Annotated in this window: 22 protein-coding genes; 3 read left to right on the forward strand and 19 right to left on the reverse strand. The window is 67.7% G+C overall.

The window, feature by feature from the left end; genetic code table 11:
- The first annotated feature begins 90 nt into the window (after positions 1 to 90).
- The gene (locus ACP699_RS04195) at positions 91 to 1713 is read left to right on the forward strand and encodes a Mur ligase family protein (RefSeq protein ID WP_426169414.1); all 1623 of its coding nucleotides are present in this window, start codon (positions 91 to 93) and stop codon (positions 1711 to 1713) included.
- Between the two features lie 38 nt (positions 1714 to 1751).
- Here the strand turns inward: ACP699_RS04195 and dxr are convergent, their stop codons facing one another.
- Together dxr and ACP699_RS04205 are read right to left on the reverse strand one after the other, a co-directional pair.
- The gene (gene dxr, locus ACP699_RS04200; protein WP_055868846.1) at positions 1752 to 2834 is read right to left on the reverse strand and encodes a 1-deoxy-D-xylulose-5-phosphate reductoisomerase; all 1083 of its coding nucleotides are present in this window, start codon (positions 2832 to 2834) and stop codon (positions 1752 to 1754) included.
- Between the two features lie 38 nt (positions 2835 to 2872).
- Complete coding sequence (locus ACP699_RS04205; RefSeq protein ID WP_426169418.1) at positions 2873 to 3835, reverse strand: FKBP-type peptidyl-prolyl cis-trans isomerase; 963 nt, start codon at positions 3833 to 3835, stop codon at positions 2873 to 2875.
- A gap of 123 nt (positions 3836 to 3958) precedes the next feature.
- Between ACP699_RS04205 and ACP699_RS04210 the strand changes: the two genes are divergently transcribed.
- On the forward strand, positions 3959 to 4756 hold the full coding sequence (locus tag ACP699_RS04210; RefSeq protein ID WP_017830981.1) for a lysophospholipid acyltransferase family protein: 798 nt from the start codon (positions 3959 to 3961) through the stop codon (positions 4754 to 4756).
- 36 nt (positions 4757 to 4792) lie between these two features.
- Here ACP699_RS04210 and ACP699_RS04215 read toward each other — a convergent pair whose 3' ends face one another.
- Entirely contained in the window at positions 4793 to 5287 is a 495-nt protein-coding gene (locus ACP699_RS04215; protein ID WP_151486207.1) for an OsmC family protein, read from the reverse strand.
- Positions 5288 to 5354: 67 nt separating this feature from the next.
- Between ACP699_RS04215 and ACP699_RS04220 the strand changes: the two genes are divergently transcribed.
- Entirely contained in the window at positions 5355 to 6350 is a 996-nt protein-coding gene (locus ACP699_RS04220) for an asparaginase (protein WP_055868852.1), read from the forward strand.
- Between the two features lie 35 nt (positions 6351 to 6385).
- On the opposite strand, the gene ACP699_RS04225 is transcribed toward ACP699_RS04220, so the two are convergent.
- The 16 genes from ACP699_RS04225 to ACP699_RS04300 form a co-directional block, all read right to left on the reverse strand.
- On the reverse strand, positions 6386 to 9139 hold the full coding sequence (locus ACP699_RS04225; protein ID WP_426169423.1) for an FtsK/SpoIIIE domain-containing protein: 2754 nt from the start codon (positions 9137 to 9139) through the stop codon (positions 6386 to 6388).
- A gap of 57 nt (positions 9140 to 9196) precedes the next feature.
- The gene (locus tag ACP699_RS04230; protein ID WP_426169426.1) at positions 9197 to 10000 is read right to left on the reverse strand and encodes a PP2C family protein-serine/threonine phosphatase; all 804 of its coding nucleotides are present in this window, start codon (positions 9998 to 10000) and stop codon (positions 9197 to 9199) included.
- A gap of 84 nt (positions 10001 to 10084) precedes the next feature.
- The gene (locus tag ACP699_RS04235; protein ID WP_219868974.1) at positions 10085 to 10243 is read right to left on the reverse strand and encodes a hypothetical protein; all 159 of its coding nucleotides are present in this window, start codon (positions 10241 to 10243) and stop codon (positions 10085 to 10087) included.
- 89 nt (positions 10244 to 10332) lie between these two features.
- The gene (locus ACP699_RS04240; RefSeq protein WP_426169430.1) at positions 10333 to 11172 is read right to left on the reverse strand and encodes a large exoprotein; all 840 of its coding nucleotides are present in this window, start codon (positions 11170 to 11172) and stop codon (positions 10333 to 10335) included.
- Between the two features lie 127 nt (positions 11173 to 11299).
- The gene (locus ACP699_RS04245) at positions 11300 to 12046 is read right to left on the reverse strand and encodes a YaaA family protein (RefSeq protein ID WP_055869000.1); all 747 of its coding nucleotides are present in this window, start codon (positions 12044 to 12046) and stop codon (positions 11300 to 11302) included.
- A gap of 76 nt (positions 12047 to 12122) precedes the next feature.
- Positions 12123 to 12383 carry a F0F1 ATP synthase subunit epsilon gene (locus tag ACP699_RS04250; RefSeq protein ID WP_017830988.1) on the reverse strand — a complete coding sequence of 87 codons (261 nt, stop codon included), beginning with the start codon at positions 12381 to 12383 and terminating at the stop codon, positions 12123 to 12125.
- A gap of 2 nt (positions 12384 to 12385) precedes the next feature.
- On the reverse strand, positions 12386 to 13840 hold the full coding sequence (atpD, locus tag ACP699_RS04255) for a F0F1 ATP synthase subunit beta (RefSeq protein ID WP_017830989.1): 1455 nt from the start codon (positions 13838 to 13840) through the stop codon (positions 12386 to 12388).
- Between the two features lie 21 nt (positions 13841 to 13861).
- Positions 13862 to 14758, reverse strand: a complete 897-nt coding sequence (locus tag ACP699_RS04260; RefSeq protein WP_017830990.1) for a F0F1 ATP synthase subunit gamma — start codon at positions 14756 to 14758, stop codon at positions 13862 to 13864.
- A gap of 19 nt (positions 14759 to 14777) precedes the next feature.
- Positions 14778 to 16418, reverse strand: coding sequence for a F0F1 ATP synthase subunit alpha (gene atpA / locus ACP699_RS04265; RefSeq protein ID WP_017830991.1), 1641 nt, complete (start codon positions 16416 to 16418; stop codon positions 14778 to 14780).
- A 47-nt stretch (positions 16419 to 16465) separates the two neighbouring features.
- Complete coding sequence (locus tag ACP699_RS04270; RefSeq protein ID WP_055869001.1) at positions 16466 to 17257, reverse strand: F0F1 ATP synthase subunit delta; 792 nt, start codon at positions 17255 to 17257, stop codon at positions 16466 to 16468.
- Complete coding sequence (locus ACP699_RS04275; RefSeq protein ID WP_017830993.1) at positions 17257 to 17811, reverse strand: F0F1 ATP synthase subunit B; 555 nt, start codon at positions 17809 to 17811, stop codon at positions 17257 to 17259. Before ACP699_RS04275 ends, ACP699_RS04270 begins: the two co-directional genes overlap by 1 nt.
- Before the next feature lie 27 nt (positions 17812 to 17838).
- On the reverse strand, positions 17839 to 18075 hold the full coding sequence (atpE, locus tag ACP699_RS04280) for an ATP synthase F0 subunit C (protein ID WP_017830994.1): 237 nt from the start codon (positions 18073 to 18075) through the stop codon (positions 17839 to 17841).
- 43 nt (positions 18076 to 18118) lie between these two features.
- Positions 18119 to 18787, reverse strand: coding sequence for a F0F1 ATP synthase subunit A (gene atpB, locus ACP699_RS04285; RefSeq protein WP_017830995.1), 669 nt, complete (start codon positions 18785 to 18787; stop codon positions 18119 to 18121).
- Between the two features lie 261 nt (positions 18788 to 19048).
- The gene (locus ACP699_RS04290) at positions 19049 to 19567 is read right to left on the reverse strand and encodes a hypothetical protein (protein WP_017830996.1); all 519 of its coding nucleotides are present in this window, start codon (positions 19565 to 19567) and stop codon (positions 19049 to 19051) included.
- Positions 19567 to 20736 carry an MraY family glycosyltransferase gene (locus tag ACP699_RS04295; protein WP_017830997.1) on the reverse strand — a complete coding sequence of 390 codons (1170 nt, stop codon included), beginning with the start codon at positions 20734 to 20736 and terminating at the stop codon, positions 19567 to 19569. Before ACP699_RS04295 ends, ACP699_RS04290 begins: the two co-directional genes overlap by 1 nt.
- Complete coding sequence (locus ACP699_RS04300) at positions 20733 to 21467, reverse strand: L-threonylcarbamoyladenylate synthase (protein ID WP_426169442.1); 735 nt, start codon at positions 21465 to 21467, stop codon at positions 20733 to 20735. Before ACP699_RS04300 ends, ACP699_RS04295 begins: the two co-directional genes overlap by 4 nt.
- Positions 21468 to 21495 lie beyond the last annotated feature (28 nt).

Below are 21495 nucleotides of genomic sequence, written 5' to 3' on the forward strand. Positions count from 1 at the left end.
CCTGCACGGCCCCTCGCGCTGCGCTCTCCGGAGCGCGAGGGGCCGTGCCGCGAGTGGTTCCCACCGCGGTCGTGAGATCATGGATCCGCCATGTCGATTGAACAACAACCGAGCTTGCCTCCCGTGCTCCGCCCCGCGAACCCGCCCCGGCGTGAGCTGTCCGAACTCGCTTCCCGCTTCGCCCGCACCGTTCGCGGTGACGTCGACGGGATCGCCCTCACCGGCATCACCCTCGCGACGGCGGATCTCCGCCCCGGCGAGGCGTTCGTCGCGATCCAGGGCGTCAATCGGCACGGTGCGGACTTCGCCGTCACCGCCGCCGAGAAGGGCGCCGTCGCCGTCATCACGGACGAGGCCGGCGCGGAGATCGCAGAAGCGGCGGGACTCCCGATCCTCGTGGTCGATGACCCTCGCGCTGTGCTCGGCGACCTCAGCGCGTGGGTCTACGGCACCGGAGCAGGCGACCCGCTCCCGTTGCTGTTCGCGACGACCGGAACCAACGGCAAGACCAGCGTCTCCCACCTGCTGGAAGGCATCCTGGATCAGATCGGCGTCGTCACCGGACTCTCCTCCACCGCCGAACGTCATATCGCCGGCGAGGTCATCGTCTCGAGGCTGACCACCCCCGAAGCCTCCGAGATGCACGCACTGCTGGCACTCATGCGCGAACGTGCGGTCGAAGCCGTCGCCGTCGAGGTCAGCGCGCAGGCGCTCTCCCGTCACCGCGTCGACGGCATCCGGTTCGACGTCGCCGGCTTCACCAACCTGAGCCACGACCACCTCGACGACTACGCCGACATGGACGAGTACTTCGAGGCGAAGCTGCCGCTGTTCCGCCCCGATCGTGCCGAGCGCGGCGTCATCTGCCTCGACTCCCCCTCGGGGGCGATCGTCGTCGACCGTGCCGAGATCCCTGTCGTCACGGTGGGCGCTCCGTCCATCGCCGCAGACCCCGAGGCCGCGACCGCCGCGGACTGGGTCGTCGTCATCGACGACGAGCGGGCAGCCGGCACCACGTTCACGATGACCGGCCCTGCCGGTTCCCTCACGACCACGGTCCCGGTGATCGGGCCGCACATGGCCGCCAACGCGGCCCTGGCGATCGTGATGCTGCTCGAAGGCGGCTACGCCTGGGATCGCATCGTCGAGGCGCTCACCCGCGACGGCGGTATCCGCGCCTATCTCCCCGGTCGCACCCAACTGGTCTCCGGAGCGACCGGCCCCGCCGTGTTCGTCGATTTCGGTCACTCCCCCGACGCGTTCGAGAAGACGCTCGCCGCCGTCCGCCGAGTGACCCCGGGCAAGGTGCTGATGCTGTTCGGTGCCGATGGCGACCGCGATGCGAGCAAACGCTTCGACATGGCGCGCACCGCTGTCGAAGGCAGCGACATCCTCGTGGTCACCGACCACCACCCGCGCTTCGAGGACCCTGCCTCCATCCGGGCGACTCTCATCGAAGGCGCCCGCAAGGCACGACCGGATGCCGAGATCCACGAGGCCTCGCCGCCCGAGAACGCGATCGTCACCGCGGTCGGACTCGTGGGCGACGGCGATGCGATCCTCTGGGCAGGCCCCGGGCATCAGGACTACCGGGACATCCGCGGGGTCCGCACGCCCTACTCGGCACGCGAGCTCGCCCGCCGGGCACTGCGCGCCGCCGGCTGGCCGGTGCCCGACTCGCGCTGGCCGGTGCCCTACCCCGACGAGGACTGATCCGAACGCCAGGGCGGTGAAGCGCCCTGGCGGACTCCTCAGACGGCCGCGATCATGCGGTCGGCGGTCGCACGCGCCCAGGATTCGGCCGCGGCAAGAGTTTCGACCGTGAGCGCGTCCGGCGCATCATGCGCGTCGATGACACGGGCGATCGTGTCGACGATGCCGAGGAACGAGAGCCGTCCCTCATGGAACGCGTCGACGGCCTGCTCGTTGGCCGCGTTGTATACGGCGGGGAACGTACCGCCCGCGCGTCCGACGGCTTTCGCCAGCGCCACGGACGGGAACGCCTCTGCATCGAGCGGCTCGAAGGTCCAGGAGGTGGCGGACGACCAGTCCAGCGGTCGTCCGACACCGCCGACACGGTGCGGCCAGTCCAGACCGAGAGAGATCGGCAGGCGCATGTCGGGCGGCGAGGCCTGAGCGATCGTGGAGCCGTCGATGAACTCGACCATCGAGTGCACGATCGACTGCGGATGCACGACGACGTCGATGTCGTCATACGCGATGTCGAAGAGCAGGTGCGCCTCGATCACCTCGAGTCCCTTGTTCACCAGGGTCGCGGAGTTCGTCGTGACCATGCGCCCCATGTCCCACGTGGGGTGCGCGAGCGCCTCCGCCGGGGTGACCTGGGTCAGTTCCGTGCGGCTGCGTCCGCGGAACGGACCGCCGGATGCCGTCACCACGAGCCGCCGCACCTCTGCGTGAGTGCCGGCGAGCAGCGCCTGCGCGAGCGCGGAGTGCTCGGAGTCCACAGGGACGATCTGACCGGGAGCTGCCGCGGCGAGCACGAGGTCGCCGCCCACGATGAGGGACTCCTTGTTCGCGAGGGCGAGTGTGCGGCCCGCCTTCAGCGCCGCGAGGGTCGAGCCGAGCCCGATCGAGCCGGTGATGGCGTTGAGCACCACGTCGGCTTCGACATCGCGGACGAGCTGCTCGGCCTCGACGGCTCCGAGAGCGGTGGACTCGACCTGGAACTGCGCGGCCTGTGCCTCCAGCATCTCTGCGTTCGAACCGGCGGCGAGACCGACCAGCTCGAATCGACGAGGGTTGGCCCGGATCACATCCAGTGCCTGGGTGCCGATGGAGCCGGTGGAGCCGAGGACGATGACGCGACGCATAACGCCAGCCTAGGTCACGCCCACGGCTCCGCCCGCGGTTACTGCTGCTGCTGGACCGGGGTCGTGGCGAGGATGTCGACAACGAACACGAGGCTCTCCTTCTGGAGCTCGTGTCCCTCGCTCGCGCCGTAACCGTCGGACGGCGGCATCACGACGATGACCTGAGAGCCGACCTGCTGGCCCTCGAGAGCCTTCTGGAAGCCTGCGACGACACCGGTGGTCTGGAACTGCGCCGGGGCGGCGTCACGGCTCCAGCTGGAGTCGAACTCCGTGCCGTCGGACCACTTGACGCCGAGGTACTGCACGACGACGAGATCGCCCGAGGCGACCGTCGCGCCGTCGCCCTGCTTGAGGACGGCGACCTTGGTCTCGGTCGGCGCCTCGCCGTCCGGGATCGTCACGGTCGGGGCGCCCTTGTCGTCGAGCTTGACGGTCGGCATGCCCGGGGTCGGGTCGACCGGCGTTCCCGTCGCTACCTCCGGGAGCTGCTCGACCGCTTCGGCGTAGACGACCTTGGCTGTGCCGCCGTCGCCGAAGACCTTGCCGGGAAGCGCCAGGACCACCTGGGTGCCGAGGGGCTGGCACTCGAGTGCTGCGATGAACAGTGAAGCGTTGTTCTGGTCGAGGAGGACGGAGGCTTCCCCTCCGTCGCTGCGAGCCGAGGAGTCGACGATCTCACCCGTCGCGGCTTCGATGATCTGGAACTTCACGCCCACGAGGTCGTTCGCGACGACCTCGTCGCCGTCGCCCTTGGAGATGATCGTGCGCTCCACGTCGGCGAACGGCGCGTCCGCGGGGACGGTGACCTTCGCGTCGATGCCTTCGCCGTCGACGACGACCGCGTCGGACGTCGCACCGGGCTGCGCGTTCAGCAGACATCCGCTGGACGCGGTCGGCGAAGGCGTGCCGGAGCTCTCCGGCGCAGCGCCACCGGCACAGCCCGCCAGCAGAAGGGTCGCCGCGGCGACGGTGGACAGAACGATGAGCGGACGCTTGCGCACAGTGAGACCTCGGGATCGCGGGCAGGAAACTCCATCCTGCCTCATACCCCTTTGCTCGCGCTGGGAGGCGCGGCGCAAGTCTTCATTCCCACGCTGGCATGGATCCGGGAGTAATCTGCTCTGATGACCTCTGAGCAGTCCGTCGAGCCCGAATCCTCGTCACCGGAGGAAGCCTCGTCAGAGGAGACGACGAAGCCGCGTCACGCCGGGTTCGCCTACACGCTCGGCCGCAGCCTCATCACCCCTCTCGCTCGACTGGTGTACCGGCCCCGGATCGAAGGGCGCGAGAACGTCCCCCTGAGCGGTCCCGTCATCTTCGCGAGCAATCACCTGTCCTTCATCGACTCGATCGCGATCCCGGTCGCCGCACCCCGTCCGGTGCACTTCCTGGCGAAGTCGACGTACTTCGAGGGCACCGGCTTCAAGGGCTGGATGAGCAAGACGTTCTTCGAGTCGATCGGTGCGATTCCGGTGCGCCGCGGCGCCGGACAGGCCGCTCTGGATGCCCTCGACCTGCAACGCCAGCTCCTCGACGAGGGACTCGCCGTAGCGCTGTACCCGGAGGGCACCCGCTCCACCGACGGCCGGCTGTACAAGGGCCGGACGGGCGTCGCGTTCCTCGCGCTCCAGACCGGCGCACCCGTGGTCCCGGTCGGTCTGATCGGCACCGACAAGGTGATGCCGGTGGGGGCGAAGATGCCCACGCTCAAAGAGCGCATCACGGTGCGCTTCGGCGAACCGCTCGACCTTTCCCCGCACGGTCCGGCGACCAGCGGACGGGCGCGTCGACTCGCCACGGATCAGATCATGGCCGCGATCCACGGGCTCTCCGGCCAGGAGCTCGCGGGCGCGTACAACGAGGCACCTGCGCAGGGCACGATCGAGAAGATCAAGCAGGCTCTGCCGCACGAACGTCGCTGACGCGGCGAGAGCGCGTGGTCAGGTGCGAGCGCGTGGTCAGGCGAGAGCGCTGACCGTCGCCTGGTGACGCACCGGGAAGTTCATCGAATTCGCGATGAAACACCACTCGTTCGCCTGAGCGTGCGCGCGCTCGGCGGCCTCGATCATCGAAGCCTCGGCGACGACGACCTCTGGGCGCAGCAGCACCTCCACGAACGCGCCGCCCCCTGCGCCGTCTTCGCGCATCACTCCGCTCGCGCGGTCACGGTAGGACACCACGACGACGCCGGCAGTGACACACGCGTGCAGGTACGACAGCAGGTGACACTCGGAGAGGGATGCCAGCAGAAGGTCTTCTGGATTCCATCGTGAGGGGTCACCGCGAAAGGGCTTGTCCGCTGAGGCGAGCAGATCGGGCTTTCCGCCGACCTCGATCGTCACGTCTCGGCGGTAGTCACGGTAGCCGGTGGTTCCGGTGCCGGTATTGCCGGTCCACGTCGCGGTGAGCGCATAGTGGTGTTCGCCGAGAGTGCGCGAGGTCGTCTCTGCCATGGGATCAGTCTGTCAGGCTCCTCCGACACGACGCGAGACGCCGCACACCCCGGGCTAGAGTTGACGGGTGCTGGAGACTCTCACCGTTCAGGATTCCGTGGAACTCGCCGTCGTCGAGAGGAGCGGATTCGTCGAATCCCGCCACGCCGGTGCGGCCGTCGTGCTCTCGCCCGACGGCGACGTCGTCGCCCGTCACGGCAATGCCGATGCGCTGATCCTGCCGCGCTCCAGCCTCAAGCCCCTGCAGGCCATCGCCTGCATCACTGCAGGCGCGGTGCTCGAGGGCGAGCAGCTGGCGATCTCGACGGCGAGCCACATCGGCACCGACCGTCACGCCTCGGTGGTACGCGACATCCTCACCGAGGGTGGTCTCACGGAGGACGCCCTGGGCTGTCCCGCCGCCTGGCCGAGTGACTCGGCGACACGCGATGAGCTCGTTCGTGAACACGGTGTGCCGACGCGGGTGCGCATGAACTGCTCCGGTAAGCATGCCGCGATGCTGCGCGCCTGTGTGGCGACGGGCTGGCCGACCGCAGGCTACCTCGATCCCGCTCATCCTCTGCAGCAGCACATCCGCGACGTCATCGAGCGCCTCACGGGCGAGAAGATCGCGCACACCGCGATCGACGGGTGCGGCGCGCCGGTCCACGCCATGACGCTGACCGGTCTGGCACGCGCGATCCACCGCATCGGCACCGCTTCGGATCGTTCGCCCTTCGCTCTTCACCGGGTGGCCGGCTCCCTCGTCCGCGCGGTGCGCGAGAACCCCTGGACGATCGAGGGCCCCGGCCGCCCTGACACCATCGCGACGGAGACGCTCGGTGTGTTCACCAAGTACGGCGCCGAGGGCGTCATGGTGATGGTCGCCCCCAATGGAACGACCGTGGCGCTGAAGATGCTCGACGGGGCTACTCGCGCCTCGACGATCGTGGCCGCAACGCTTCTCGCCCGCGCGGGAGGGCTGAGCGACGCCGACGTCGCGGCTCTCAGCGGCGCGCTTCCGCTCGCCGTGCTCGGCGGCGGGGCGGACGTCGGTGCCATCCGTCCCGGTGCCGGGATCTGACGCCGCGTCTTCCTCTCGGCCGCGCGCGAGGATGCTCATGCCGGCGACAGCTCGGGTAGGTGGACGCGTCTCGGCGCACGCGCGCCGATCACCGACCACGCCCGGCCTGCATGCGGGCGCGCGTAGGGCGGAAGCTCGCGGGCGCCGACCAGCTGGCGGAGGTCGGCCGGGTGTTCACAGCGGATGAGCACCTCACCGACTGATCTGACGCGTTGCCACACGGGCCAGTTGCGCTGCCATGTCTCCGCATCGGCGACCACGATGCATCGCGGTCCCACACCTTTGGGCTCGGTGCCGACGGCCACCACCTCGCACGCAGGATACGCGTCGCGCATCCGGGCGATCACCTCCTCAGCCCCGGGGCTGACGACGCCCGTGATCGCAGAGGTCGGAGCCCACGCCGCCATCGACGGTGCCGCGGTCCGGTCGACTTCGCTTTCGTCGACCCAGGCCAGCTGCACTTCGTGGTCGCCCATCCTGGCTCGCCCGGGAGCGCGGTCGCGCACGAATCCCGACGACTCTCCCCCGGCCGCCAGATGCTCCATCCGGTTCGGCATGCGCAACAGCACTCGACGCGGCAGCAGATCGAGCACCCGCCCCAGCGCTCCGCTCGCTCTGGTCGCGGTCAGGACGAAGGTCGTCCCCCGCGCTGCACGAAGAACCTGCTCCCAGCGGTGGACGAACTGCTGGCCGTACTCCGGTGGCAGAGCGGCGGTAAGCGCGTCCAGGTCGTCGCCCAGCACGACCGCAGGAGGACGCTCCCTCCCGTCCGCCCATGCGGCGAGCAGATCCCAGGCATCTTCAGGGTCGCTCGGCAGCCAGACGGCGTCGTGGCGCTGCGCCGCGACCGCCCTCAGCGCCGCGGTGCGGCCGGAGCCGGGCGCACCGAGAAGCGCGAGTCCTCGCTCGCCTGCGCACCGCAGCAGCACCGCTGGCTGCGACTGGCGGCCGGGGTCGTCGGCGCGACCGAGGACGACCGTATCGGGCGACGGCCCGGCTGCGTCGATGACCTCCGAGAGTGGGAGAACGGCAGGAAGAGCGGGGAGCCATGGGCTGGGCGGCACATCTGCTTCCGCCCACCGCATCCCGACGTCCCTCAGATCGGCGGCCGCGGTCAAGGCGACGCGGATCGCGACGGGCTCGTCGTCCGCAGGCCGCCGCACCAGCCCGTGCCCGCGCGCGCTCGCGTCGCCCGCGAGCATCGCGGCCGCGTCCGTGCCGATCATGAGTCGGCTGTCTGCGACGTCTCCGACCCGCAGACTGATGCGAAGGGGGCAGTTCGCGGCCAGTGCGTCTCTGATGACCCCGGACGCACGCTGCGTGCCGATGATGAGATGCATGCCGAGCGCGCGGCCGCGGGCTGCGATGTCGGTGAACACCGCGCCCAGGTCGGGGTGTTCTGACAGCAGGGCCGCGAACTCGTCGACCACGATGACCAGCCGCGGCATCGAGACATCACGCACATCACGAACTCCCGCAGCGGCCAGCACAGCCTCTCGCCGCCGCAGCTCCGCCGTGAGGCTGGAGACGCCGCGCCTGGCGCCTTCCTCGTCGAGGTCGGTGATGACGGCGACCACCTGCCGCAGCGCGCGCAACGGCTCGAATGCGGTGCCGCCCTTGAAGTCGGCGAGCACGAAGGTCACGCGATCCGGTCCGTTCACCGACGCGATGGCTGTGACCCAGCTGACGAGCAGCTCGCTCTTGCCCGTCCCCGTCATACCGGTCACGATCGCGTGCGGCCCGTCGCCGACGATGTCGACCGTGATGCTCCCCCTCTCACCGCGACCGATCGTCGCGGCCAATCCGTCTGCGTCCTGAGGCTGTGCGAGCTCGGAGAGCGACACCGCGTCGGGGAGCACATCGACCTCGTCGCCCCGATGCGCGAGCTCTGCACCCACGGCGCCTGCCTGTGCGAACGACAAGCACTCGACAGCGATGGCGATCGAGCCGTTCGGGGTGCGCAACGTCCCCCGTCGCGGTTCGATGATGTCGATGACCGTCGTGATGCCCTCTGGCACGTCTTCTTCGACCGAGGCCAGCCAGATCATCGCATCCGCCTGCGGCCGTCCCTCAGCGGTCGAGCCGACCCCCACCCGGAAGCCGCCTCGATGCCCACGTCGCGTATGCGGGAGACTCTCGAACCCGTAGGCGGAGAGGGCGGCACCGCCCGGATCTGCGCCGACCAGGGACAGTTGTGCGGCGCTGAAGCGCAGACACAGCTGCACGATCAGGGCCCTCGCCGCCGCCTGGGTCAGCGGTCGTGGGCCTCGGAGACAGATGCCTCCACCGATCGGCACTGCGATCGGCGCATCCTCGACCACACCGCATCGTTCGCGGAACTCCCGCCCACGGGCATCATCTCCGCCGCTGCAGCGCACCTCACTGGTCGCCCCGCCTGCGCCGACGACGACGGGCGTGATCGCGTCGAGCGGTTGAGCGCCGCGAAGGGGCGGCTGCGCGATGCAGTTCGCCGCGTCGGGGCGCCGCTGCCAGAGCATCTCGCGCTCGTCACTGTGCCGGCGGAGCAGCTCTGCCTCGGCTTCGGCCCACTCCGCTTCGTTCTGCTTCTCACCCTGTCGACGCTCGCGACGCCGGGTGCGTGCGGAGTCCACGAGCGAGGCCCCGATCATCAGGGGCCCCAACGCCGCGAAGCAGAGCGCGAGGAGCGAGCCGGTGACCGTCCACAGCACCACGCCCGCCGCGATCGGCACGAGCGCCGCCAAGAACGGCAGCGGGGCGCGACGCGAGGCGGCCGGAGCCGTCGGAAGTACGATCGGAAGGGAGTCCATCCCCCCAGTGGATCGCATCGCGATCCTGGGATGAGCGCTGTCCACAGCGCGGGACGGTTACTCCGCGGTGTTCTCGATTGGGTAGGACGAGTCGTCTTCTGCGGTCACCTGGACGATGATGAGCGTGACGTTGTCCCGTCCGCCGTTCTCCAGAGCCGCTGCGAGCATCGCATCGGCCGCCGCACCCGGGTCTTCGTGTTCCCGGAGGAAGTGCTGGATGCCGTAGTCGGTGAGCTCTTTGGTGAGACCGTCGGAGCAGATGACGAAGCGGTCACCTGCGCGCACATCGATGGAGACGTAATCGGGGGCCGTGAGCTCACTCGCTCCCACCGCGCGGGTGATCACGTTGCTGTACGGATGCCCTTCGGCCTCTTCCGGGCTGAGCTTCCCCGCCGTGATGAGTTCCTGCACGACCGAGTGGTCTGTCGTGATCTGGACGAGTCGATCGTCACGGAGCAGATACACGCGGGAATCGCCGATGTTCAGTGCGATCCAGTGCGATTCGTCACCGTCGGCGTCGGAGTCGAAGTAGACCCCTGTGAGCGTCGTCCCGGTGCCTTCGTCGGTCGTCTCGGGGTGGTCGGCGATGTCACCGACAGCCAGCTCGAGCGCATTCTCGATCGACGGCCCATCGACCTTGCCTGAGGAGACCACGGCCTGCAAGCGGGCGACCGTGCTCTGGCTGGCGATCTCGCCACCGGCGTGACCACCCATCCCGTCGGCGACGATGAACAGCGGGTAGTCGGCCAGGAAAGCGTCCTGGTTCGTCTCGCGGCGTCGGCCTTGATCGGTGATCCCAGACCACGACAGCAGCAGCGGGCGCTGCGCAACCGTGATTCGGTGCGTCTTCGTCTCAGCCACGTGCTGCCTCCGATAGGCCTGCGGCGGATCGGACGGTCGCAGGATACTCACAACACATCGTAGTAGAACTCACGCGCACCTCGATCACACCTGGGCTCCAGCATCCACCGGCAACGGGAAGAACTCGTCGATGACGACCAGGTCCTCCGTCGCCGCGCAGGCACGTCCGAAGTCGTCGCAGCCGGGGCCGGTCGAGGACACGGGGAGACCAGAAGCACCCACGCGGCGCTGCGACAAGACCATGTCATCCACGTTAGCGGCCGCTGAGGATCGTCCACCACCCGAGACAGCACAGGGCCCTCGACCGGAGTCGAGGGCCCTGTGTCAGGCGATCACGCCGGAGGCTGCGTGGGGTCGGCCGGCGGAGCTGCGGGCGGTGCCGGCGGAGCTGCGGGCGGCGCGGTCGGCGGCGCAGGCGGGGTTGCCGGCGGCGCCGCGGGAGGAGCCGGCGGCGTGGTCGGCGGAACCGGGGGAACCGGTGCGCCGGTCGCCGGAGCTGCGGGACCTGCAGGCGGTGCGTAGCCGGGCTGAGCGGGCGGCGCGTAACCGGGCTGGGCCGGCGGCGCGTAACCCTGCGCGGGGGGTGCGTAGCCCTGGGGCGCGCCGTAGCCGGCCTGCGGAGCCGCAGCCGATGCCTGAGCGGGGATCCCGTCCCACACCGTGCGGTCGCCGAGCAGGCTGTTCGCTGCCCAGGAAGCGGGCTGGATGCCCGCGTTCCAACGCGACTTGTCGAACGCGTTGATACCGAGCCACACCGGCGGCAGGAAGAAGTACAGAACGACCCAGACGGCGTCCTTCTGCAGCTTCAGGCCGACCCGCCACGCGGCGATCAGGTCGATGACGCGACCGGCGATACCGATGAGCGGGAGGATCAGGAACCATCCCAGGAACGGGATGATCGAGCCGATGATACCGCCACCGATCAGGTACAGAACGAGCCAGGGACTCAGGTCACCGAGCTTGTAGAAGATCATGGTGCTGTAGACGGGCACCCAGGCGCGCCACTTGCCCTGCACTCCCGCCTTCTCGAAGATCTTCATGTAGAACCACGAGTAGAGCGCGTAGATGGCGAGTGGCAGGATCGTGTAGACCAGGATCAACGCGACCAGCGCGCCGCCTGACAGGCCGTCATAGCCGTAGTAGTCGTTCATGGTTCCCTCCAGAAAATTCATGATGCGGCATCATGCGCTGAACACACTAGCGTGTTGCGGGGTTTCCCCGCAGGTCTCTTTCGCCGTCTGGCATGTTCGGGTCGCCGCCGTTCGCGGACGAAGCGTCCCTCCTCGCACGGAAGACGACTCACTCCTCGACGACCAGCTCCAGAATGCCCGGCTGTGCGCCGTCGCGGAAGACGATCCCCCGCTTCTGCGCCCACGCGCGAAGGCCACGGAGCGAGCTGACACGCGGCCGATCCTCGGCGATCGCCCGCACGAGCAGGCCCTTCGACTTCTTGTTGAAGTGGTTGAGGGCTCTTCCGTGTGCGGTCACGACACGGACGTACGCGGAGGAGACGGCACTCGGCACGGGCCCGAGCGCGACGTAGGCCTCGCTGCGCAGGTCGAGGACGAACGACGGGTCGGCCTCGGCGATCGCTGCGGAGGTGGCTTCGGCCCAGTGCCGGCGAAGCGCCGGGAGTCCGGGTAGTGAGGTCCCGGCGGCGAGGCGGTAGGTGGGAAGAGCGTCGAGGGCTCCGACCGGGCCCAGCGGAGCGCTGTGGATCCACACGTGCTCTCCCAGCCACCGTCGGGAGACCGCGGAGAGGGAACGCGCATCGAGCGCATCGAACAGCACGCCCGTGTACCGGTCGATCGCCGGCATGGTGGGCGACGATCGAAGCGCCCTGTTGTGTGCGATGTCCCCCCGCTGCCGCTCGCTCAGCTTGAGCACGCGTCGTGCGGCCTCTTCATCGGCGGCGAGGTCGATCAGCGCCTCGAGGACCGCCGACCGTCGCTCGTTGAGCGACGGAAGCACGAGCGAGTCGAGATCGAGAGGGGAACCGTCGCCACCCTCGTGTTTGGTCTCCGACGGAGGGAGCAGGATCTTCATGAAACCTCTGTGGATACAGACGCGTCCGCCTCGGAACCCGTGCGGGTGCCGAGGCGGACGCGTGAAACAGGTACTGCTAGGCGATGAGAGCCGCGTTGCCGGCAACGATCGTCAGGGTGTCGCCCTCCATGGAGAGGAACCCGTCCTGCGCGTTGGCCAGCACCTTGGTGCCATCCGACTGGGTGATGCGAACCTGGCCCTCGGCGAGGATGGCCAGCACCGGCTCGTGGCCGGTCATGAAGCCGATCTCACCCTCGACGGTCTTGGCGACCACGAGGCTCGCCTCTCCCGTCCAGACCTCCGCATCAGCGGAGACGAGGCTGACGTGCAGCGCCATGGTCAGCCGTTCTCCTTCTGGATCTTCGCCCACTGCTCTTCGACGTCGGAGATGCCACCGACGTTGAAGAAGGCCTGCTCGGCCACGTGGTCGAAGTCACCGCGGGTGATCGCGTCGAACGACTCGATGGTCTCCTTCAGCGGGACGGTCGAACCCTCGACGCCCGTGAACTTCTTGGCCATGTAGGTGTTCTGCGAGAGGAACTGCTGGATGCGACGTGCACGCGACACGACGATCTTGTCTTCCTCGGAGAGCTCATCGACACCGAGGATGGCGATGATCTCCTGCAGTTCCTTGTTCTTCTGGAGGATCTGCTTGACCGTCGTGGCGACGCGGTAGTGGTCCTCGCCCAAGTAGCGGGGGTCCATAATGCGCGACGTTGAGGTCAGCGGGTCGATGGCCGGGTACAGACCCTTCGAGGCGATCTCACGAGAGAGCTCGGTCGTCGCGTCGAGGTGGGCGAACGTGGTCGCCGGAGCCGGGTCGGTGTAGTCATCGGCGGGCACGTAGATCGCCTGCAGCGAGGTGATCGAGTGGCCGCGCGTCGAGGTGATGCGCTCCTGGAGCACACCCATCTCGTCGGCGAGGTTCGGCTGGTAACCCACGGCGGAGGGCATGCGGCCCAGCAGCGTGGAGACCTCGGAACCGGCCTGCGTGAAGCGGAAGATGTTGTCGATGAAGAGCAGCACGTCCTGCTTCTGCACGTCACGGAAGTACTCCGCCATCGTCAGAGCCGACAGGGCGACGCGCAGACGCGTTCCCGGCGGCTCGTCCATCTGGCCGAAGACGAGGGCCGTCTTGTCGAAGACGCCCGCCTCTTCCATCTCGTGGATGAGGTCGTTGCCCTCACGGGTGCGCTCACCGACACCGGCGAACACCGACACACCACCGTGGTCCTGCGCGACGCGCTGGATCATCTCCTGGATGAGGACGGTCTTGCCGACACCGGCGCCACCGAACAGACCGATCTTTCCACCCAGCACGTACGGGGTGAGGAGGTCGATCGACTTGATGCCGGTCTCGAACATCTGAGTCTTGGACTCGAGCTGGTCGAAGTTCGGCGCCTTGCGGTGGATCGGCCAGCGCTCGGTCACCTCGATGGTCTCGCCGGGCTCGAGGTTGAGCACCTCGCCGATGACGTTGAACACCTTGCCCTTGGTCACGTCGCCGACGGGGACCGAGATGGCCTCACCGGTGTCGCGGACTTCCTGGCCGCGGACGATGCCGTCGGTCGGGTTCAGGGCGATGGCGCGGACGAGGTCGTCGCCGAGGTGCTGAGCGACCTCGAGCGTGATCTCGGTGGACTCTTCGCCCATCGCGATCGTGGTCTTCAGCGCGTTGTAGATGTCGGGGATCGAGTCATGAGGGAACTCGATGTCGACAACCGGACCGTTGACGCGTGCGACGCGCCCGACGACCGCGGTCGCCGGCTGGTCAGCCGGAGCGGTGAGGGTCATTTTCGTCTCTTTCCTGATGGTCTATTTGCTCGAGAGGGCGTCGGCGCCGCCGACGATCTCGGCGATCTGCTGCGTGATCTCCGCCTGGCGCGCGTTGTTGCGCAGACGGGTGTAGTCGGTGATGAGCTTGTCGGCGTTGTCGCTGGCCGACTTCATAGCCTTCTGCGTCGCCGCCTGCTTCGCGGCAGACGACTGCAGGAGCGCGTTGAAGACGCGGCTCTGGATGTACACCGGCAGGATCGCGTCGAGAACGGTCTCGGCATCCGGCTCGAACTCGTACAGCGGGTAAACGGTGTTACCGGCTTCCGACTCATCGGCTTCCGTGATCTCCAGCGGGAGCAGACGCACGGATTCGGGCGACTGCGTCATCATGCTGACGAAACGGTTGTACACGAGGTGGATCTCATCGACGCCGCCATCCTGTCCCCCGCGGGAGAAGGATTCGAGCAGCGTCGCGGAGATCTCCTCCGCGGTGTGGAACGACGGGGTGTCCGTGTCGCCGGTCCACTCCGCAGCGGCGGCGAGGCGTCGGAACTGGAAGTATCCGACGGCCTTGCGACCGATGAGGTAGAAGACCGGCTCCTTGCCCTGCTCGCGCAGGAGCTCTGCGACCTCGAGACCCTCACGGAGGATCTGCGAGTTGAAGGCTCCGGCGAGACCGCGGTCCGAGGAGAAGATCACGACCGCGGAGCGGGTGATGTTCTCGGACTCGCGGGTCAGCGGGTGATCCACGTTCGAGTGCGTCGCGACGGCCGACACGGCCCTCGTCACGGCACGCGCGAAGGGTGTGGACGCTTTGACGCGTGCCATCGCCTTCTGAATGCGCGAAGCCGCGATGAGTTCCATCGCCTTCGTGATCTTCTTGGTCGTCTGAGCAGAAGAGATCTTCTGCTTGTAGACCCTGAGTTGAGCGCCCATATGTCAGTACCTCACGCGGTTACGCGCGACGACCCTTGACGATCTTCTCCTGGTTGACGTCCTCAGCCTCGGCTGCAGCGTGCTCCTCGTGGCCCGGGGCGCCGATGGCGTGTCCCTTGCCACCCTGGAACTCCAGGATGAAGGCATCCGTCTGCTTCTCGAGCTCTGCGACCGTGGCGTCATCGAGGACGTTGGTGTCGCGGAGCGTCTCGAGAACCTTGGTGTTGCGACGCAGGTAGTCCAGGAGCTCGCGCTCGAAGCGCAGGACGTCCGAGACCTCGATCGAGTCGAGCTTGCCGTTGGTGCCGGCCCAGATCGAGACGACCTGCTCCTCGACGGGGTACGGCGAGTACTGCGGCTGCTTGAGCAGCTCGGTCAGACGCGCACCACGGGAGAGCTGACGACGCGAAGCCGCGTCGAGGTCGGACGCGAACATCGCGAAAGCCTCGAGGGAGCGGTACTGCGCGAGCTCCAGCTTCAACGTTCCGGAGACCTTCTTGATCGACTTGACCTGAGCGTCACCGCCGACTCGCGAGACCGAGATACCCACGTCGACCGCGGGACGCTGGTTCGCGTTGAAGAGGTCGGACTGCAGGAAGATCTGGCCGTCGGTGATCGAGATCACGTTGGTCGGGATGTAGGCCGAGACGTCGTTCGCCTTGGTCTCGATGATCGGGAGACCCGTCATGGAACCAGCGCCGAGCTCGTCGGACAGCTTCGCGCAACGCTCGAGCAGACGCGAGTGCAGGTAGAAGACGTCACCCGGGTAGGCCTCGCGGCCCGGCGGGCGGCGCAGGAGGAGCGACACGGCGCGGTAGGCCTCAGCCTGCTTCGACAGGTCGTCGAAGATGATGAGGACGTGCTTGCCGCCGTACATCCAGTGCTGGCCGATGGCAGAACCCGTGTAGGGAGCCAGGTACTTGAAGCCGGCGGGGTCGGATGCGGGAGCGGCCACGATCGTGGTGTACTCCAGCGCACCGGCCTCTTCGAGGGCGCCCTTCACCGAAGCGATGGTCGAGCCCTTCTGACCGATCGCGACGTAGATGCAGCGAACCTGCTTGTTGACGTCGCCCGACTCCCAGTTGGCCTTCTGGTTGATGATCGTGTCGATCGCGATGGCCGTCTTACCGGTCTGGCGGTCGCCGATGATCAGCTGACGCTGGCCACGACCGACGGGGATCATCGCGTCGATGGCCTTGATGCCGGTCTGCATCGGCTCGTGCACCGACTTGCGCTGCATGACGCCGGGCGCCTGGAGCTCGAGGGCGCGGACGCTCTCGGTCTCGATCGCGCCGAGTCCGTCGATCGGGTTGCCGAGCGGGTCGACCACGCGGCCGAGGTAGCCGTCGCCGACCGGAACCGAGAGGACCTCGCCGGTGCGGGTGACTTCCTGACCGGCCTCGACACCGGTGAACTCGCCGAGGACGACGACACCGATCTCGTGCTCGTTCAGGCTCTGTGCGAGACCCTTGGTGCCGTCGGCGAAGATGACGAGCTCGTTCGCCATGACGCCGGGCAGTCCCTCGACGTGCGCGATGCCGTCGGCCGCGTCGATGACGGTGCCGACCTCGGTCGCCCCGGCCCCGGAGGGCTCGTATGCTGCGGCGAAGTCCTTCAGCGCGTCACGGATGACGTCGGGGCTGATCGATAGTTCTGCCATTGTCTTCCCTTTGTATCTGGGTGCGCGGTTCCCCGCGCGAAGTCGTGTTAGCCCGCGAGCTTCTGGCGAAGGTCGGCGAGTCGTGCGGAGATGCTGCCGTCGATGACGTCATCGGCGATCTGCACGCGCAGGCCTCCGACGACGGCAGGGTCGATGACGACGTTGAGCGATACCTGACCGTCGTAGCGACGCGAGAGCGAGTCGCTGAGACGGGCGCGCTGTGCGTCTGTGAGGGCGGCCGCAGTGTGCACCGTGGCGACCACTCGACCGCGCTGGCTCGAGACGACGCTCATCGCCCGGTTCAGCAGCCGTCGGACTCGACGCCCGCGCGGCTCGCGCACGAGCGACGTGATGATCAGCGTCGTCGCGGAGCCGGTGGAGCCTTCGGCCAGGAGACGCTCAACGAGCGCACTCTTGGCGTCTTCTCCGCCGACGCGGCTACCCAGAGCGAGTTCGAGCTCGGGGTTGGCCGCGATCACCCGGGAGAAGCCGAAGAGCTCCCCCTCGATGTCCGTTCCGGGCTCGGCGATCGCTGCCGCGCGGATCGCGAGCTCCTCGATACCGTCGACGAGCTCGCCCGCGTTGGACCAGCGTTCTGCGACGACGGTCTTCAGGACGCCCTGGGCACCTGCGGAGAACCCGCCGAACACCGCGGCGACGACATTCTGTCGTGCCGCGGCGGGAGCGGAAGGATCAGCAAGCGCGCCGCTCAGCTGGGACGATGCACTCACGGCATGCGCGGCAGCGAACAGCTCCCGTGCGGTGTCGAGAGTGACGTCCTTCGCTGCGGCAAGCGTCTTGATGGATGCCGCGAGTGCCTGAGTGGTCGCGCTGCCCATTACTGAGCCGCCTTCTCGGATGCCTCGAGCTCGGCGAGGAAGCGATCGACGACAGCCGTCGCACGCGCGTCGTCGGAGAGCGTCTCGCCGACCACGCCACCGGCGAGGTCGATCGCGAGGGTTCCGACCTCGCTACGCAGCGAGACGAGAGCGGTCTGACGCTCCGCTTCGATCTGCGTGTGCGCGGTGGCGGTGATGCGTGCGGCCTCGGTGGTCGCAGACTCCTTCGCCTCGGCGACGATCTTCTTGCCGTCCTCACGGGCGGCTTCGCGGATCTCACCGGCCTCGGTGCGCGCCTCAGCGAGCTGACGCGTGTACTCCTCGAGTGCCGCCTCCGCCTGCTTCTGCGCCTCGTCGGCCTTGGCGATGTTGCCCTCGATGGCGGCGGACCGCTCGTCGAGCATCTTCGTCAGACGGGGAAGGGCGACCTTCCAGACGACGACGAGGATGACGATGAACCAGAGGCCCGACCAGATGATGTCGTACCACGCAGGGATGAGGGGGTTGTTCGGCTCACCCTCTGCTGCGAGGTTCGTGACAAGAGCGTTCAGCATCCTGTCTCCTTCAGAAGTCGGTGAGGATTACGGGAAGGGGATGAATGCGACGGCGATGCCGACGAACGCAAGTGCCTCGGTGAAGGCGATACCGATCCACATGAGGACCTGGAGACGACCGGCCAGCTCGGGCTGACGAGCGACACCCTCGATGGTCTTGCCGACGACGATGCCGACGCCGATGGCCGGGCCGATGGCTGCGAGGCCGTAGCCGACCGCTCCGAGGTGACCGTTGATTTCAGCGAGAACCGTAGTAGCGTCCACGGGTTTTTCCTTTCGTTGGGTGGGAAGGCTGATGCCTGCCCGCTCAGTGCTCTTCTGCGACCGCGAGCTGGATGTAGACCGCGGTGAGGACGGTGAAGACGTATGCCTGGAGGACGGCGACCAGCATCTCGAAGAGAGTGAAGGCGCCACCGAAGGCGAGGGTTCCGACACCGAGTGCGGCCCAGCCGCCACCTGCGGTGAAGAAGAAGAACTGGGTCGCGGAGAACGCGAGGACCAGGATCATGTGCCCCACGACGAGGTTCATGAGAAGACGCAGCGTCAGCGTGACGGGGCGCAGGATGAACGTCGAGATGAGCTCGATGATCGCGACGATCGGCATCGCGGCGACCGGCACACCCTGCGGGAACAGGGAGTTCTTGAAGAACTTGAAGCCGTGTCGCTTGATACCGGCGTAGATGAAGGTCACGTAGCTGACGACGGCCAGCGTGAGCGGCACCGCGACGATCGCCGTTCCCGGCATGTTCAGGAACGGGATGATGCCCGTGATGTTCATGAACAGGACCATGAAGAAGATCGTGGTCAGGATCGGCAGGAAGCGGTCACCGTCCTTGCGACCGAGCATGTCGTGGGCGACGTTGGTCCGGACGAAGCCGAGCCCCATCTCCACGAGGCTCTGGAAGCGGCCGGGGACGACCTTCATACGGCGAGTGCCGAGCCAGAGGATCAGAACCACGGCGATCACCGCGAGCAACTGGACCAGGTGGATCCGGTTGACGGGGATGGGGCCTACGTGGAAGAGGATCTCCGGAAAGAAATCGTCGATCGAAGGGCCGTGGAACTCGCCGTCGGAGGCGAGTCGGGGGGTCAGGGTCGCAGCAAGATTAAACAGCGCGGGCTCCAGCTTCGGGGCACCGGTCTAAACCGGGGCGACGATGGTCGGTGTGCTACACAGCGCAAGCGCTCGCGGGCGAGCGGCGGGCACGTATCAACAGTATCAGAATCTGAGGGTCTCCTAAGACCGCTGGCCACCCTCGACGGGTCCGTCTCCGATGTGATTCGCCGAGCCGGGCGCACGGTCTTCGGGAACCTCCGTCGGCAGGTTCGTGTCGCTGACGTTGGGCAGCCGCATGCTCGTGAGGACGATCACGTCGATCGCGAGTGACATCAGCACGCCGGCCACGATCGACAGGAAGAACACCATCGGCTGCAGCCACGGCTGACCGGCGAGCATGATCATCGCGACGACGAAGAGCCCGAGCTTGAGCAGCCAGCCGCCCAGGACGATGGCGAAGAACAACTGCACGTAGATCGGGTCGCCGTACCAGCGGTTCGCGATCAGGATGCTGATGCCGGTGATCGCCAGGAAGACGGCGGCCAGGAGCACGCCGAGCAGACCGCTGACGAGCCCCTCCCCCTGAGCGACGAGGTAGCCGATGCCCCCGGCGATGATCGCGAGCACGACGGTGGCGACCGCCGACCAGATGAGGGTGCGACGCAGGATCGGCGTGCTGGAAACAGGACTCGGGCTCATCAGGACTCCACGGGTGTCGGATCGGGTTCGGCGCCCGCTGCGCTCTTCCTGCGGCGGGTGGGACTCAGCGTGACGACGAGGCAGGCGGCGATGCCCACGATGCCGAAGCCGACACCCGGCAGGTACTGGCCGGGCCAGTCCTCTCGGGCACCGACGTACATGAGCAGGACGGCGAGGGAGACCACGGCCGTCCAGGCGTAGAAGATGAGCACGGCGTCACGGTCGCGGTGACCCAGATCGAGCATGCGGTGATGCAGGTGCTTCCGGTCGGGCGAGAACGGCGATCGTCCCGCGCTCATGCGTCGGAGCACGGCGAGTCCGAAGTCCAGCAGCGGCAGCAGGACCACCAGCAGCGGGAGCAGGATCGGTAGGAAGGCTCCGACCAGCTGGGAACGCCCGAGCCGCTCGGGGTCGAGGGCGGACGGATCCATCTGCCCGGTGATCGCGATCGCCGATGTGGCCATCAGGAGGCCGATCACCAGTGCACCGGAGTCGCCCATGAAGATCTTCGCGGGGCTCCAGTTCAGCGGCAGGAAGCCGAGGCAGGCTCCGATGAGGACGGCGGCGATGAAGGTCGAGAGGTTGAAGTAGCTGGAGGCGCCGGAGTCGCGCGTGAAGATGTAGGAGTAGGCGAAGAACACGCCGTTCGAGATGAGACACACACCGGCGACGAGCCCGTCGAGTCCGTCGATGAAGTTCACCGCATTCATCACGATGACGATCGCGAACATCGTGATCGTGATGCTCAGCCAGCTCGACACCACGATGAGGTCACCGAACGGCAGAGACAGGATCTGCAGTCCCCCACCGACCGTGATGACGCCGGCAGCGAGGAACTGCGCGCCGAGCTTGATCATCCAGTCGATGTCCCAGAGGTCGTCGACGACCCCGATGATCGCGATCAGCAGGGACGCGCCGAGGATCGACCACATGGTCTGCGGCGGCACCCAGATGCTCTGGAAGAACGGGTTCACCGCGGAGAAGCCGAACGCCGCGGCGATGGCGAGGAAGATCGCGACGCCGCCCAGTCGTGGCTTGGGGGTGGTGTGCACGTCCCGGTCGCGGATCGCGGGGTACAGCTTGAACCGGAGGCTCAGCTTCCACACCGCCCAGGTCAGCGCGAACGTGATCGCGGCGGTGAGGATGATCGTGAAGAGGTACTGCTTCACGAATCCCCGTCCTGCTCCTGCGCGTGCTCAGGGTCATGCTCGTGTCCGGCGTGGTCCTCGGGCTCGAGGCGGTCGCCGAGGACTTCCTCGAGCTGCTCCCTGGTCACGGCGCCGTCACGGAGGATGCGCACCGTCCCGGGTTCGGAATCCGCGCCGCGGCGCACCAGAGAGGTGGCATCCACGATGGTGGACGCGATGCCGTCCTTGCTCAGGCCGTCTGCGAGATAGACCGCGACGCTGTCGCCCAGCATCTTCTCGGCGTCGTACGCCGAGATGGCCGCGGCTTCGCCCGTGAGGTTCGCGCTGGAGACGGCCAGCGGACCGGTCTCCGCGAGCAGTTCGAGGGCGACCCGGCCCTCCGGCATGCGCACCGCGACCGTGCCGAGAGTCTCTCCCAGGTCCCACACCAGCGACGGCTGCGCGGGCAGCACGATGGTCAGTCCGCCGGGCCAGAATGCCTCGACGAGGCGCTCGACCGGCTCCGGAACGGACTCGGCCAGGGCGGCGAGCGTCTCTTTCGTGCCGATCAGCACGGGCGGCGGCTGATCCCGCCCGCGCCCCTTCGCATCGAGGAGGCGCTGGACGGCGGCCGGGGAGAAGGCATCGGCGGCGACGCCGTACACCGTGTCTGTGGGGATGACGATGAGGTCGCCACGGCCGATCGCCTGGCGCGCGTGGCGCATGCCGGCGAGGAGCTGCGACTCGTCGCTGCAGTCGAAGATGGTTGACATGACGGTTCGATTCTATGCGGCGCGGCCA

The sequence above is a fragment of the Microbacterium sp. DWRC1-3 genome (genome assembly GCF_049896645.1).
GTDB classification, from domain to species: domain Bacteria; phylum Actinomycetota; class Actinomycetes; order Actinomycetales; family Microbacteriaceae; genus Microbacterium; species Microbacterium maritypicum.

Coding starts and splice junctions, on each gene's coding strand:
- ACP699_RS04300 (WP_426169442.1), bottom strand. CDS start 21,467: ATGTCAACCATCTTCGACTGCAGCGACGAGTCGCAGCTCCTCGCCGGC.
- ACP699_RS04195 (WP_426169414.1), top strand. CDS start 91: ATGTCGATTGAACAACAACCGAGCTTGCCTCCCGTGCTCCGCCCCGCG.
- ACP699_RS04210 (WP_017830981.1), top strand. CDS start 3,959: ATGACCTCTGAGCAGTCCGTCGAGCCCGAATCCTCGTCACCGGAGGAA.
- ACP699_RS04235 (WP_219868974.1), bottom strand. CDS start 10,243: ATGGTCTTGTCGCAGCGCCGCGTGGGTGCTTCTGGTCTCCCCGTGTCC.
- ACP699_RS04250 (WP_017830988.1), bottom strand. CDS start 12,383: ATGGCGCTGCACGTCAGCCTCGTCTCCGCTGATGCGGAGGTCTGGACG.
- ACP699_RS04215 (WP_151486207.1), bottom strand. CDS start 5,287: ATGGCAGAGACGACCTCGCGCACTCTCGGCGAACACCACTATGCGCTC.
- ACP699_RS04245 (WP_055869000.1), bottom strand. CDS start 12,046: ATGAAGATCCTGCTCCCTCCGTCGGAGACCAAACACGAGGGTGGCGAC.
- ACP699_RS04275 (WP_017830993.1), bottom strand. CDS start 17,811: ATGCTGAACGCTCTTGTCACGAACCTCGCAGCAGAGGGTGAGCCGAAC.
- ACP699_RS04270 (WP_055869001.1), bottom strand. CDS start 17,257: ATGGGCAGCGCGACCACTCAGGCACTCGCGGCATCCATCAAGACGCTT.
- ACP699_RS04260 (WP_017830990.1), bottom strand. CDS start 14,758: ATGGGCGCTCAACTCAGGGTCTACAAGCAGAAGATCTCTTCTGCTCAG.
- ACP699_RS04225 (WP_426169423.1), bottom strand. CDS start 9,139: ATGGACTCCCTTCCGATCGTACTTCCGACGGCTCCGGCCGCCTCGCGT.
- atpD (WP_017830989.1), bottom strand. CDS start 13,840: ATGACCCTCACCGCTCCGGCTGACCAGCCGGCGACCGCGGTCGTCGGG.
- atpA (WP_017830991.1), bottom strand. CDS start 16,418: ATGGCAGAACTATCGATCAGCCCCGACGTCATCCGTGACGCGCTGAAG.
- ACP699_RS04240 (WP_426169430.1), bottom strand. CDS start 11,172: ATGAATTTTCTGGAGGGAACCATGAACGACTACTACGGCTATGACGGC.
- ACP699_RS04290 (WP_017830996.1), bottom strand. CDS start 19,567: ATGAGCCCGAGTCCTGTTTCCAGCACGCCGATCCTGCGTCGCACCCTC.
- dxr (WP_055868846.1), bottom strand. CDS start 2,834: ATGCGTCGCGTCATCGTCCTCGGCTCCACCGGCTCCATCGGCACCCAG.